The organism is Escherichia sp. E2562 (genome assembly GCF_005781075.1).
Classification (GTDB): domain Bacteria; phylum Pseudomonadota; class Gammaproteobacteria; order Enterobacterales; family Enterobacteriaceae; genus Escherichia.
Map to the genome: position 1 here is coordinate 280,709 of NZ_VATM01000003.1, position 13,603 is coordinate 294,311.

11 protein-coding genes and 1 pseudogene are annotated in these 13,603 nt (G+C 51.3%); 8 read left to right on the forward strand and 4 right to left on the reverse strand.

The window, feature by feature from the left end; all coding sequences use genetic code 11:
* Positions 1–5: 5 nt before the first annotated feature.
* Complete coding sequence (locus FEK43_RS05245) at positions 6–926, reverse strand: dihydrodipicolinate synthase family protein (RefSeq protein ID WP_130204736.1); 921 nt, start codon at positions 924–926, stop codon at positions 6–8.
* Between the two features lie 151 nt (positions 927–1,077).
* The gene (locus FEK43_RS05250) at positions 1,078–1,905 is read right to left on the reverse strand and encodes an AraC family transcriptional regulator (protein ID WP_135408828.1); all 828 of its coding nucleotides are present in this window, start codon (positions 1,903–1,905) and stop codon (positions 1,078–1,080) included.
* A 311-nt stretch (positions 1,906–2,216) separates the two neighbouring features.
* On the opposite strand from FEK43_RS05250, the gene FEK43_RS05255 reads away from it, so the two are divergent.
* The 7 genes from FEK43_RS05255 (at position 2,217) to yjiA (ending at position 9,729) form a co-directional block, all read left to right on the forward strand.
* A complete protein-coding gene (locus FEK43_RS05255) occupies positions 2,217–3,164 on the forward strand; it encodes a 4-hydroxyproline epimerase (protein WP_130259570.1) in 948 nt (315 codons plus the stop codon).
* Positions 3,161–4,270 carry an FAD-dependent oxidoreductase gene (locus FEK43_RS05260; RefSeq protein ID WP_130259569.1) on the forward strand — a complete coding sequence of 370 codons (1,110 nt, stop codon included), beginning with the start codon at positions 3,161–3,163 and terminating at the stop codon, positions 4,268–4,270. The genes FEK43_RS05255 and FEK43_RS05260 overlap by 4 nt, the downstream gene beginning before the upstream one ends.
* On the forward strand, positions 4,267–4,530 hold the full coding sequence (locus tag FEK43_RS05265) for a 2Fe-2S iron-sulfur cluster-binding protein (protein WP_131161293.1): 264 nt from the start codon (positions 4,267–4,269) through the stop codon (positions 4,528–4,530). Before FEK43_RS05260 ends, FEK43_RS05265 begins: the two co-directional genes overlap by 4 nt.
* Positions 4,511–5,776 carry an FAD/NAD(P)-binding oxidoreductase gene (locus FEK43_RS05270; protein ID WP_130204728.1) on the forward strand — a complete coding sequence of 422 codons (1,266 nt, stop codon included), beginning with the start codon at positions 4,511–4,513 and terminating at the stop codon, positions 5,774–5,776. Before FEK43_RS05265 ends, FEK43_RS05270 begins: the two co-directional genes overlap by 20 nt.
* 501 nt (positions 5,777–6,277) lie before the next feature.
* Complete coding sequence (btsT, locus tag FEK43_RS05275; protein ID WP_001309197.1) at positions 6,278–8,428, forward strand: pyruvate/proton symporter BtsT; 2,151 nt, start codon at positions 6,278–6,280, stop codon at positions 8,426–8,428.
* 130 nt (positions 8,429–8,558) lie between these two features.
* Positions 8,559–8,762 carry a YbdD/YjiX family protein gene (locus FEK43_RS05280; RefSeq protein WP_000467859.1) on the forward strand — a complete coding sequence of 68 codons (204 nt, stop codon included), beginning with the start codon at positions 8,559–8,561 and terminating at the stop codon, positions 8,760–8,762.
* 10 nt (positions 8,763–8,772) lie between these two features.
* A complete protein-coding gene (yjiA, locus tag FEK43_RS05285; protein WP_135408825.1) occupies positions 8,773–9,729 on the forward strand; it encodes a GTPase in 957 nt (318 codons plus the stop codon).
* Between the two features lie 114 nt (positions 9,730–9,843).
* Here yjiA and FEK43_RS05290 read toward each other — a convergent pair.
* Together FEK43_RS05290 and FEK43_RS05295 are read right to left on the reverse strand one after the other, a co-directional pair.
* Positions 9,844–10,005, reverse strand: a pseudogene (locus FEK43_RS05290) (antitoxin); the annotation flags it as partial.
* A gap of 40 nt (positions 10,006–10,045) precedes the next feature.
* Complete coding sequence (locus FEK43_RS05295; protein WP_135408821.1) at positions 10,046–11,014, reverse strand: hypothetical protein; 969 nt, start codon at positions 11,012–11,014, stop codon at positions 10,046–10,048.
* 140 nt (positions 11,015–11,154) lie between these two features.
* Between FEK43_RS05295 and FEK43_RS05300 the strand changes: the two genes are divergently transcribed.
* Positions 11,155–13,587, forward strand: a complete 2,433-nt coding sequence (locus FEK43_RS05300) for a DEAD/DEAH box helicase family protein (RefSeq protein WP_135408819.1) — start codon at positions 11,155–11,157, stop codon at positions 13,585–13,587.
* The last annotated feature ends 16 nt before the right edge of the window (positions 13,588–13,603 follow it).

The window sequence follows — 13,603 nt, forward strand, 5'->3', positions numbered from 1 at the left end:
CCACCTCAAAGGCCCACGTCCGGCAGCGCAGGGCGAGTCGCCAGCGCTTTCTCAACTATCGCCACAACCTGGGCACGCGTTTCACCTTCCAGCGCCAGACGCGGCGGGCGAGTAACCTCACTGCCACGCCCCAACAGGGCTTCGCACAGCTTGATACACTGCACCAGGTCAGGGCGCGCATCGAGATGCAGCAGCGGCATAAACCAGCGATACAGCGCCATAGCCTCGTCAAAACGCTGTTGTTTTGCCAAACGGAACAACGTCTCACCTTCGCGTGGGAAGGCGTTTGACATCCCGGAAATCCAGCCTTCAGCGCCCACCGCAATGCTCTCAACCACGACATCGTCCAGCCCTGCAAACAGCACAAAGCGATCTCCTACCGCATTGCGAAGATCGATAAAACGACGAGTATCACCAGAGGAATCTTTAAAGCAGACAATATTTTCGCAATCAGCGAGTGTTTCCAGGATATCAGGGGTGACATCGTTTTTATAAATCGGTGGGTTGTTATAGACCATGATCGGCAGGTCGGTCGCCATTGCCACACTGCGGAAGTGCGCTGCAGTTTCATGAGGCTTAGACGAGTAAACCAAAGCAGGCATCACCATAACGCCATCAACACCGACCTTCTCGGCCTCTTTTGCCATCGTCCGGGCAAAGGCGGTGGTGAACTCAGCAACCCCGGCAATCACCGGAATTTTTCCGCCAGCAGCATCTTTCGCGACTTCGATGATTTGCAGTTTTTCCTGAGTGGTAAGTGACGTGTTTTCTCCTACGCTACCGCACACTACCAGGCCAGAAACCCCGTCTTTAACCAGGTTTTTCATCACCGCATGGGTGGCATCCAAATCAAGTGAGTAATCACTACGGAACTGAGTGCTAACCGCCGGAAAAACGCCACTCCAGTTAATCGCTTTATTGCTCATCTTTGGTTTCCTTATTGTCAACCTGTTGCGTTAATGTGAATTAAAAGTGAATCCTCATTAACAGATTGACCTCTCCTTGCGCTGGCGGCTTGTCGATTTTCTTTCCCCAGGATGACGAAATTAGCACAATGCCCGGTTGCGATTTGTCGTGCTACCCGACCAACGTCATCCGAAAATCACGCGGTGTTGAGCCTGTCATCGCCTTAAATTGACGGCTGAACGCACTGTGGTCGGTATAACCGCACTGCAAAGCGATATCGGTAATCGGCGTATTTCCTGCAAGCAACTCAGTGGCCTTTTCCAGTCGAACTTTGTGGATCATCTGGCGAGGAGTCAGGTGAAAAATCCGCTTACAGTAGCGTTCAATTTGCGCCACAGACATTCCGCTCATTTCAGTCAACTCTTCCATAGAGATCGCGCGGTGGTAGTGATTGCGAATGTGCTCATCGATGATCGCCAGACGTTGCCAGGCAGGATGACGCGCATGTGCTTCCTGGAGATCATGTGAGATCCCCGCCATTCCAATCACACGCCCCTGCATATCGCGCAGTGCCAGTTTCTGCGTCAGGCACCAGCCGCGTTCGCGCCCGTTATAGAGATGCATCTCCAGTTGATCACGTAACGCAACCCCTTCGCGTAGCACACGCAGATCCTGTTCGGTATATCCTCGTCCCAGTGCAGAAGGGAAAACATCTGCCGATGTCTTCCCCAGTAGCGATGTCACGTTTTTAAACCCGCAGCGTCGCGCCAACGTCATATTGACTAACAGATAACGGGCCTGCACATCCTTAATAAAAAACACCACATTAGGAATGGCGTTAAGAAGTGGCGCAATCAGTGCCAGTGCATTTAACAATGCCTGAATATTTTGTGGACGCTGCCGCGCCAGCCCCTCGCAAATTTGACTAAGTTCATCAACGGCCAGCGCAGTTTCTTCACAAGGGGAAAACTCAATAGTCTGATGACATATGCTGGACATAGCTGTTCCTCATAGCGATTGAGGATGAATGTTTATTAACCTTTAGTTAACATAACAAGTACTGAAAGCGCATTTTGCGATCCTTCCGTGTATTTCCACTTTCCGTTGCTCTCACTACTGACGAACGCTTGTTCTTGGTCTAACACATCACTAACAAGATGATTAATATTAAAAAAGTATGACAGCTCCTGGTGTCGCAAAATAATTCACTGTGCTGATTTCGTCATTTCCCTTGCAGAAACCCTTCAAGCGATAAAGTTGCAATTACGCCAGCATTTAGAAACATTTCGTTAACCACATGGAGCCAAAGCATGCATGTTCCTCACCAAATCACTGAACTCAGGGCTATCGACTCCCATACCGGAGGCGAGCCGACCCGGTTGATTATTGATGGCTTTCCCGATCTCGGTAGCGGCAGCATGGCCGAACGGCGCGAACGTTTTGCCCGGGAATTTGACAGTTGGCGCAAAGCCATAATTCTTGAGCCACGCGGCAACGACGTGCTGGTCGGCGCGCTACTGTGTGAGCCGGTTTCCCCTCATGCCACGGCAGGTGTCATCTTTTTCAATAATGCTGGATACCTGAATATGTGTGGGCACGGCACTATCGGGCTTGTTGCTTCACTGGCCTGGTTAGATCGTATTAAACCAGGCGTTCATCGCATTGAAACCCCTGTTGGAGATGTAAACGCCACATTGCATGACGATGGCAGTGTGTCAGTTGAAAACGTTCCGGCCTGGCGCTGGCAAAAACAGGTAAGTGTGGAAACGGCGGTGGGTACAGTTACAGGTGATATCGCCTGGGGTGGCAACTGGTTTTTTCTTATTAATGATCATCCATTTGATATTGTGCCGGAACAAATCCCGCAGTTAACTGAATACGCCTGGGCGGTACGGGAAGGACTCGATAATGCGGGTATCGTCGGTGAAAATGGTGGCATTATCGATCATATCGAACTTTTTGCCGATGACGATCAGGCGGATAGCCGTAGCTTCGTCCTTTGCCCTGGCAAAGCGTGGGATCGTTCTCCCTGTGGCACAGGCACCAGCGCCAAGTTGGCCTGTCTGGCAGAGGACGGAAAACTCGCCCCCGGCGATATCTGGCGCCAGGCCAGTATTATTGGTAGCCAGTTTACGGCTCACTATACCCGCCATGGCGAGAAGATTATCCCCACCATTCGTGGAGAAGCCTGGGTATGCGGCGACAATCGCCTGCTCCTTAATCCGGACGATCCCTTCTGCTGGGGGATTAGCCTGTGAACAGCACGGAGGTCATTGTCATCGGCGCAGGCATCATCGGGGCCGCCTGCGCATGGCAACTGGCAAAACGAGGGGTGAGAGTCACGTTAATTGACGACGGCCGAGCCGGAGCTACAGCTGCAGGAATGGGGCATCTGGTCTGTATGGATGATGATCCCGCAGAACTTACGCTCTCTGCCTGGTCGCTGGAATTGTGGCGCACGTTGACGCCTCAGTTACCACAAAGCTGTGCCTGGCGCGGCTGTGGCACATTGTGGCTGGCGGAAACACCAGAAGAACTGGAAATTGCCCGAGAGAAGCAGCGACGTCTGGCATCGCAGAAAGTAAACAGCGAAATGCAAAGCACCGCACAATTGGCCGAGCGAGAAGTTATGCTACGCCCGGGGCTATCCGGCGGGTTATGGGTGCCGGGCGATGGCATCGTCTATGCCCCAAACGTTGCCCGTTGGTTTATTGCCAATGCGGGCGATAAGCTGACACATCTGGTTGATCCCGCCATTCGTCTGGAAGAACCAACAGTGACATTACAGAGCGGTCGCCAATTACGCGCCGACGCGATCGTCATCGCCAGTGGTCTGGGGGCCAATACGTTACTGGGGGAGCCATGGCTGCGCGCGAAGAAAGGCCAACTGGCGATTACTGATCGCTATGGTCCACTGGTCAATCACCAACTGGTTGAACTTGGCTACGGCGCCAGTGCTCACGGCGGCGGCACGTCAGTGGCCTTTAATGTGCAGCCTCGTCCCACCGGCCAACTGCTGGTTGGCTCTTCGCGTCAGTTCGATAACCTGGATCGCGAACTGGACCTTCCACTCCTGGCCGCGATGCTGTCCAGAGCGCAACACTTTCTGCCGTCTCTGGCAACGCTCAATATTATTCGTTGCTGGAGCGGTTTTCGCGCCGCCTCGCAGGATGGCAATCCCCTTCTCGGTCCGCATCCTTCCCGTGCTGGCGTCTGGCTGGCTCTTGGTCATGAAGGGCTTGGCGTGACCACTGCCCCCGCCAGCGCGTCGCTGTTAGCCGCACAGTTGCTGGGTGAACGTAGCCTCGTATCTCCTGCCCCCTGGCTACCCGCCAGACTTATCTCCCTGGAGGCCAGCGCATGAGTGGCACCATTCGAGTTTTTATTGCCGGACAGCCCTGGTTTGTCCCGACGGGTATTAGCGTAGCGGCGGCACTGGCCTTAACTAATAACCCCATTACGCGCCTTTCGGTGAGCGGGCAACCACGTACACCCTTCTGCGGCATGGGAGTTTGCCAGGAGTGTCGGGTGAGCGTTAATGGTCGTCGGGTACCAGGTTGTCAGACCCTTTGCCAGCCAGACATGCAGATTGAAAGGAGCGGATATGCAGACCTTACAGTGTGACATTTTAATTCTCGGTGCAGGTCCGGCGGGGCTATCAGCTGCTCTGGCCGCAGCAAAGTGCGATAAGCAGGTCATCATTCTTGATGATAATCCGCGTCCTGGCGGTCAAATCTGGCGCGATGGCCCACAAAGTCAGCTTCCTCCACTGGCCCGCCATTACCGCGATGCCGTTGCCAACGAATCGCGGATTCGTGTGCTCAACGGAGCGAGGTTAATCGCCCGCCGCAGCGAAAATTGTGTACTGTTCGAAACTGCAGAAGACTACGGCACAGTAAGCTGGAATAAGCTGATTCTCTGCTGCGGTGCTCGTGAACTTGCATTACCGTTTCCAGGCTGGACGCTGCCCGGTGTCAGTGGCGCGGGTGGGTTACAGGCACAAGTGAAACAGGGGCTGCACATGGCGAATCAAAAAGTGGTTATTGCCGGAAGCGGGCCACTATTACTGGCCGTTGCTGACACCGTTCGCCGTGCCGGAGGCGAAGTGGTGGCGATTGTGGAACAAGCCCCACGCGCAGCGCTATTGCGCTTTGGCCTCGGGCTATGGCGTTGGCCGGGTAAGCTGCGCCAACTGGCGACACTATTTCCTCGTCGTTATCTCAGTGCAAGCCAGGTTATCGCTGCTCACGGCGACGCCACATTGCGTGCTGTCACCCTCCGACACAATGGTAGGGAAATCACACTGCCATGCGACAAATTGGCTATTGGCTATGGTCTGGTGCCTAATCTTGAACCAGGGTTGTTCTTCAATTGTGTCATCAGCAATGATGCCGTGCAGGTGGATGAACTTCAGCGAACCTCGGTTAAAAACATCTATGCAGCCGGTGAATGTACTGGATTTGGTGGCAGTGAACTGGCACTGATAGAAGGTGAGATAGCCGGACTTTGTGCGGCCGATCGCGCCCATGAAACCAGGTTTCTGCAACAAAAACGTGCCGGGTGGCAGCGCTTCGCCCTTGCACTTCATAAAACCTTTGCCCTGCCCGAAAGTCTCAAGCGCGTTGCGACACCAGAAACGCTGCTTTGCCGCTGCGAAGACATTCGCTGTAGCGATGTAGAGCAAGCACAAAGCTGGCTGCAGGCCAAATTAACGACCCGCTGCGGCATGGGAGCCTGTCAGGGGAGAACCTGCGCCGCTACCGCTCGATGGTTGTACGGCTGGCCATTACCGCAACCGCGAGAACCCCTTTCCCCCTCTCGCAGCGAAACGTTAATTGCCCTGGCGCACCAGCCACCTTCACCACATTAAATCCCTGATAAGGATTTGACGTTAATGGCTTATCCGGTCTGGTAAATCTTACAAATTCAATACATTGCAGAATCTATCCAGGCCAGATAAGCATGGCGCATCTGGCAATTATTGAGGCGCAAACGAGAAATCTATCCAGGCAAAAAAATTCGTGATCTCAATCACATATTAGCCCGGCGAATAATTCTTGCCCAACCGCTCACCGCCATTCCTGACCGCTTACGTCCCTAATATAACCACTCAGTTATTTACCTTACTTTACGCGCGCGTAACTCTGGCAACATCACTGCAGGATAGCGGTCAATTTACCTCCTCAAACGCAACGCAAACCTAGAACGGCTTCGGCCTATGATTAACAAATTACTCTATGGATTTTGGTTTGCAGGAAGGCAGCCAGTGAGTGAATCCCCGGGAGCTTACAACAGTAAGTGACAGAGGTGAACGAACGCAGCTGCCGCGCCTGTAAGCCAAAAGACGACGAGTAAAATGCCAGGTTTTACTATGGATACGAAAAAACTATTCAAGCACATACCCTGGGTGATTCTCGGAATCATCGGTGCATTCTGCCTCGCGGTAGTTGCATTACGTCGGGGGGAGCACGTCAGCGCCCTGTGGATCGTGGTCGCCTCTGTGTCGGTGTATCTGGTGGCGTATCGCTACTACAGTCTGTACATCGCCCAGAAGGTGATGAAACTCGACCCCACGCGCGCGACGCCTGCGGTTATTAACAACGACGGTCTGAACTACGTTCCGACCAACCGTTACGTGTTGTTTGGTCACCACTTCGCCGCTATCGCCGGTGCTGGTCCGCTGGTTGGTCCGGTTCTCGCCGCGCAGATGGGCTACCTGCCTGGCACGCTGTGGCTGCTGGCGGGGGTAGTGCTGGCCGGTGCGGTACAGGACTTTATGGTGCTGTTTATCTCCTCTCGCCGTAACGGCGCATCTCTCGGTGAGATGATCAAAGAAGAGATGGGGCCAGTACCGGGAACTATCGCGCTGTTTGGCTGTTTCTTAATCATGATCATCATCCTTGCCGTCCTGGCGCTGATTGTGGTTAAAGCCCTGGCCGAAAGTCCGTGGGGTGTCTTCACCGTTTGCTCAACCGTACCAATTGCGCTGTTTATGGGTATCTACATGCGCTTTATTCGTCCGGGGCGTGTGGGTGAAGTCTCTGTCATTGGTATCGTGCTGCTGGTTGCCTCTATCTACTTCGGTGGCGTGATTGCTCACGATCCGTACTGGGGTCCGGCACTGACCTTTAAAGACACCACCATTACCTTCGCGCTGATTGGCTATGCGTTTGTTTCCGCACTGCTGCCGGTGTGGCTGATCCTCGCACCGCGCGACTATCTGGCAACCTTCCTGAAAATCGGCGTTATCGTCGGCCTGGCGCTGGGTATCGTGGTGCTGAACCCGGAACTGAAAATGCCTGCGATGACCCAGTATATTGACGGTACTGGCCCGCTGTGGAAAGGCGCTCTGTTCCCGTTCCTGTTCATCACCATCGCCTGTGGTGCGGTATCTGGCTTCCACGCGCTGATCTCTTCCGGTACGACGCCGAAACTGCTGGCTAATGAAACCGACGCGCGTTTCATTGGCTATGGCGCAATGCTGATGGAGTCCTTCGTGGCGATTATGGCGCTGGTTGCTGCGTCCATCATCGAACCGGGTCTTTACTTCGCGATGAACACACCGCCTGCGGGCCTTGGCATCACCATGCCTAACCTGCATGAAATGGGTGGCGAGAACGCGCCGATCATCATGGCGCAGCTGAAAGACGTTACCGCACACGCGGCAGCGACTGTCAGCTCCTGGGGCTTCGTGATTTCGCCAGAGCAGATCCTGCAAACCGCGAAAGACATTGGTGAGCCTTCTGTCCTGAACCGTGCAGGTGGTGCGCCGACGCTGGCGGTAGGTATCGCTCACGTGTTCCACAAAGTGCTGCCGATGGCTGACATGGGCTTCTGGTATCACTTCGGTATTCTGTTCGAAGCCCTGTTCATCCTGACCGCGCTGGATGCGGGTACCCGTTCTGGCCGCTTTATGCTGCAAGACCTGCTGGGTAACTTCATCCCGTTCCTGAAAAAAACCGACTCTCTGGTTGCCGGTATCATCGGTACTGCGGGCTGTGTGGGTCTGTGGGGCTACCTGCTGTATCAGGGCGTGGTCGATCCGCTGGGCGGCGTTAAGAGCCTGTGGCCACTGTTCGGTATCTCCAACCAGATGCTGGCAGCCGTAGCGCTGGTACTGGGCACCGTTGTGCTGATTAAGATGAAGCGCACCCAATACATCTGGGTAACTGTTGTTCCGGCTGTATGGCTGCTTATCTGCACCACCTGGGCGCTGGGCCTGAAACTGTTCAGCACCAACCCGCAGATGGAAGGCTTCTTCTACATGGCAAGCCAGTACAAAGAGAAGATTGCTAACGGTACTGACCTGACGGCGCAGCAGATTGCCAACATGAACCACATCGTTGTGAACAACTACACCAACGCAGGCCTGAGTATTCTGTTCCTGATTGTGGTGTACAGCATCATCTTCTACGGTTTCAAAACCTGGCTGAAGGTGCGTAACAGCGACAAACGTACTGACAAAGAAACTCCGTACGTTCCAATCCCGGAAGGCGGCGTGAAGATCTCTTCGCACCACTAATCGGTTGCCGGATGCGCTGCGCGTATCCGGCCTACAAAGTGTCTATCGTAGGCCGGATAAGGCGTTTACGCCGCATCCGGCAAATCCCCAGCCCGGACCTTCCGGGCTTTACGCATATCTGGAAGGCAAAATGTTTGGTAACTTAGGACAGGCAAAAAAATATCTCGGCCAGGCGGCGAAGATGTTGATTGGCATTCCAGACTACGACAACTACGTCGAGCATATGAAGACCAACCATCCCGACAAGCCGTACATGAGCTATGAAGAATTCTTCCGCGAACGCCAGAACGCGCGCTACGGCGGCGATGGTAAAGGCGGTATGCGCTGTTGTTAATGGAGAGAGCATGAACCCGATTGCAGTTACCCTACTCACCGGTTTTTTAGGCGCAGGAAAAACCACCCTGCTGCGCCATATTCTTAACGAACAACACGGCTACAAGATTGCCGTGATTGAAAACGAATTCGGCGAAGTCTCCGTTGATGATCAATTGATTGGCGACCGCGCCACGCAGATCAAAACGCTGACCAACGGCTGCATCTGTTGTTCGCGCTCCAACGAGCTGGAGGACGCGCTACTCGACCTGCTGGACAATCTCGACAAGGGCAATATTCAGTTCGACCGTCTGGTTATTGAATGCACCGGCATGGCCGATCCCGGCCCGATTATTCAGACCTTTTTCTCCCATGAGATTTTATGCCAGCGCTACCTGCTGGATGGCGTGATTGCGCTGGTGGATGCGGTACATGCCGATGAGCAGATGAACCAGTTCACCATCGCCCAGTCACAGGTTGGCTACGCCGACCGTATTCTGCTGACGAAAACCGACGTCGCGGGCGAAGCAGAAAAACTGCGTGAACGCCTGGCGCGCATCAACGCCCGCGCACCGGTCTACACCGTCACCCACGGAGACATCGACCTGGGCCTGCTGTTCAACACCAACGGTTTTATGCTGGAAGAAAACGTTGTCAGCACCAAACCACGTTTCCACTTTATCGCGGATAAACAAAACGATATTACGTCGATTGTGGTGGAACTGGATTACCCGGTAGATATCAGCGAAGTTTCCCGGGTGATGGAAAACCTGCTGCTGGAGTCGGCGGATAAACTGCTGCGTTACAAAGGGATGCTGTGGATTGACGGCGAACCTAACCGCCTGCTGTTCCAGGGCGTCCAACGCCTCTACAGCGCCGACTGGGACCGCCCGTGGGGCGATGAAAAACCGCATAGCACGATGGTGTTTATCGGGATTCAGCTGCCGGAGGATGAGATAAGGGCGGCGTTTGCGGGGTTGAGGAAGTAATCGTGAAAGGTTGAGTGTAAAGCAGTTCAATGCCCTATTTAGCGGTGAGGGGAAACAGAACGACGTGCTCCCCTCCGCTATGTTTTATTGCGCGTGAATACCTGGATTGGGCAAAAAATTGCCGCGTTTGGCGTCAGACCATGCTTCGCTACCAGAAGCAGGAATGTCGCTGTAATCAATGTCTTCATCGGATTTATTAACCAAAGCCATGAGTTCAGCTTCTTGCTGCACATCAAGTGTGTAGAGTGTGCCCCGTTTATGTTTAACCATGCTCATTTATGACCAGAACCTTTACTATATAATTTATAAAGATATCTTATTTCAGCCATCCAGGCACGTTATATTCTGAGACATTCTCAATGGAATATGCATCTCTCCTGTCAGAACCTTTCTTACATTTCAACTCATCAAAACCCCATTTACCCTCTCTATTGGAATAAAATACAGTATATTTATCAGTATTAAAACCGAAATACCTTTCATTCGGATGTGAAATATTCAATTCTCCACATTTAACCTGACTGCGCCATTCAAAATCAATGGTGCTTTTTAAAACGTAGTACGAAATACCTTCTACATTTTTTGAAGCAAAAGTCACTAAAAAAGTAGATACTACAAATGCTCCGGCAAGTATAAACAACCTATACACACTTAATTTAGTCCCCAGAGTTAAAAAAGCAAAATAGATAATAAGTTGCATTAACATGAAGAAAAGCAACATAAAAACCATCCCTTTCCAGAAATACTCAACCCATGGAGTTAGCGTAATGTTTAGATTACTCAAACTTAAAAATAAACTGGAAGCATAACTACTTGTGAATAAATATATAATTGGCATGACAGCTATAGTCATAGACCTAATAATCATTAATTTTTTATTTTCTTTAAACTCTAACTCTAATATAATAAAAATACCTCCCAGAAAAACAAATACTGAAAAAGCACTAAAAATATATACAGAGGCACTGACTGGAAAAATATTAATTGAAAGCACAAAAAACAAAAATATAAACCATGCAATAAGTGAACACCAGGCAGCACAACTATTCAACCTGCTTTTATTGCTGAACTTAACAAAATACCCCATATATTCTGTAATGCGATTTTCTTCCACTAATGCATAAAGAAGAATACCAACAAAGTACAGAGATAAAATAATATCTTTCCACAGATATTTATAAGGGAGAAGTATAAAACCAAGGAGTAGATAAATTAGCAGAATGACATCTAATGCCTTAGTACAAAAATATTGTTTCACTCCTTGCAAGAACCGAACATTCTCCATATGAATCCTTATCCAGCTATTGATGAAACTCAAGAATACCTTTAAAACAGTGACTTAACGCTGATAATACTCTTTGAACAGATGAATTCATCTATTTTTCTGTGTAGAATTTGCGCATCGCATTTAGATGAGAACACCCCATGGCGGAACTGAACCTAAGTAACCTGACGGAAGCAGACATCATTACCAAATGCGTTATGCCAGCCATTCTCAATGCAGGCTGGGACAACACAACGCAAATCAGACAGGAGGTCAAACTCCGGGACGGTAAAGTCATCGTACGTGGTAAAGTTGCGGCACGCAGAACGGTAAAATCTGCTGACATCGTGCTGTATCACAAACCAGGCATTCCCTTAGCCGTGATTGAAGCAAAAGCCAACAAACATGAAATTGGCAAAGGGATGCAACAGGGCATTGAATATGCGCGCCTGCTGGACGTTCCTTTTGTTTTTGCCACCAACGGTGATGGCTTTATCTTCCGCGATACCACCGCAGCTGAAGGTGAATGCCTTGAAAAGCAAATAACACTGGATGACTTCCCCTCCCCCGCTGAACTCTGGCAAAAATTCTGCCTCTGGAAAGGATACACACAAGCTCAGCTTCCGGTGATTACTCAGGACTATTACGACGATGGCAGCGGTAAATCGCCACGTTATTACCAGCTTCAGGCAATCAACAAAACCATTGAAGCCGTCTCCAACGGGCAAAACCGCGTTCTGCTGGTCATGGCGACCGGAACAGGGAAAACCTATACCGCATTCCAGATCATCTGGCGCCTGTGGAAATCAAAAAATAAAAAACGCATTTTGTTCCTTGCCGATCGCAACATTCTGGTCGACCAAACCAAAAATAATGATTTCCAGCCATTTGGTACGGCAATGACCAAAGTCAGCGGACGCACCATTGATCCCGCTTATGAAATTCACCTCGCGCTCTATCAGGCTATAACTGGCCCGGAGGAAGACCAAAAAGCGTTTAAACAAGTCGCACCAGATTTCTTCGATCTGATCGTGATCGACGAATGCCACCGCGGCAGCGCATCCGAAGACAGCGCCTGGCGAGAGATCCTTGATTATTTCAGTTCCGCCACCCAAGTTGGCTTAACCGCCACGCCAAAAGAGACGCATGAAGTCTCCAGCACGGATTACTTCGGCGATCCGGTTTACGTCTACTCGCTAAAAGAAGGGATCGAAGACGGCTTCCTCGCCCCTTATAAAGTTGTCCGTGTTGATATTGATGTTGATCTGCAAGGCTGGCGCCCAACCAAAGGGCAAACTGACTTAAACGGCGAAGTGATCGACGATCGTATCTATAACCAGAAAGATTTCGATCGCACGATGGTAATCGACGAACGCACAGAACTGGTTGCCAGAACCATTACCGACTACCTCAAGCGCACCAATCCGATGGATAAAACCATCGTCTTCTGTAACGACATAGATCATGCAGAACGTATGCGCCGCGCCCTGGTTAATCTCAACCCGGAGCAGGTGAAAAAGAACGACAAATACGTCATGAAAATTACCGGCGATGATGAAATTGGCAAAGCTCAGTTGGATAACTTCATCAACCCGAAAAAACCGTACCCGGTTATCGCGACCACTTCAGAGCTGATGACCACCGGTGTGGATGCTAAAACCTGCAAACTGGTAGTACTGGACCAGAACATCCAGTCGATGACCAAATTCAAGCAGATTATCGGTCGTGGTACACGCATCGACGAACGTTACGGCAAACTCTGGTTTACCATCCTCGACTTTAAAAAAGCCACCGAACTGTTTGCCGATGAGCGTTTCGATGGCATTCCCGAAAAAGTCATGGATACCACACCAGAGGATATCGCCGATCCAGAATCTGATTTTGAAGAGAAACTCGAAGAAATCAGCGAACACGACGAAGAGCAGGTAACAGGCGTTGATGAACCGCCTGCGCCACCATACCAGGTTACCGATACCGATGATGTCGGCCCACTTCCGGAAGAAGACGAGAAGAAAATCCGCAAGTTTCACGTCAACGGTGTCGCGGTGGGCGTTATTGCCCAGCGTGTTCAGTATTACGACGCCGACGGTAAACTGGTTACCGAATCCTTTAAAGATTACACCCGCAAAACACTGCTCAAAGAATATGCCTCGCTGGATGACTTTACCCGCAAGTGGCAGGACGCCGATCGCAAAGAAGCGATCATTCACGAGCTGGAGCAACAGGGGATCATCTGGGAAGTGCTGGCAGAAGAAGTCGGTAAAGATCTCGACCCGTTCGACATGCTTTGCCACGTAGTGTATGGTCAGCCGCCGTTAACCCGCAAAGAGCGCGCCGAGAACGTGCGCAAGCGGAACTACTTCACAAAATACTCTGAGGCAGCGCAAGCCGTGCTCGATAATCTGCTGGATAAATACGCCGATGCGGGCGTCCAGGAGATCGAAAGTATTCAGGTGCTGAAACTTAAGCCATTCGACAGCATGGGCACCTTACCGGAGATTATTAAAACCGGATTTGGCGACCGTAACGGGTATAATCAGGCGCTCAGCGAGCTGGAAAACGAAATCTACCAATTACCGCCCCGCTCTGCTTAACAACTCTCTTTTGCGC

Coding starts and splice junctions, on each gene's coding strand:
- FEK43_RS05280 (WP_000467859.1), top strand. CDS start 8,559: ATGTTTGGTAACTTAGGACAGGCAAAAAAATATCTCGGCCAGGCGGCG.
- yjiA (WP_135408825.1), top strand. CDS start 8,773: ATGAACCCGATTGCAGTTACCCTACTCACCGGTTTTTTAGGCGCAGGA.
- FEK43_RS05255 (WP_130259570.1), top strand. CDS start 2,217: ATGCATGTTCCTCACCAAATCACTGAACTCAGGGCTATCGACTCCCAT.
- FEK43_RS05250 (WP_135408828.1), bottom strand. CDS start 1,905: ATGTCCAGCATATGTCATCAGACTATTGAGTTTTCCCCTTGTGAAGAA.
- FEK43_RS05245 (WP_130204736.1), bottom strand. CDS start 926: ATGAGCAATAAAGCGATTAACTGGAGTGGCGTTTTTCCGGCGGTTAGC.
- FEK43_RS05295 (WP_135408821.1), bottom strand. CDS start 11,014: ATGGAGAATGTTCGGTTCTTGCAAGGAGTGAAACAATATTTTTGTACT.
- btsT (WP_001309197.1), top strand. CDS start 6,278: ATGGATACGAAAAAACTATTCAAGCACATACCCTGGGTGATTCTCGGA.
- FEK43_RS05265 (WP_131161293.1), top strand. CDS start 4,267: ATGAGTGGCACCATTCGAGTTTTTATTGCCGGACAGCCCTGGTTTGTC.
- FEK43_RS05300 (WP_135408819.1), top strand. CDS start 11,155: ATGGCGGAACTGAACCTAAGTAACCTGACGGAAGCAGACATCATTACC.
- FEK43_RS05270 (WP_130204728.1), top strand. CDS start 4,511: ATGCAGACCTTACAGTGTGACATTTTAATTCTCGGTGCAGGTCCGGCG.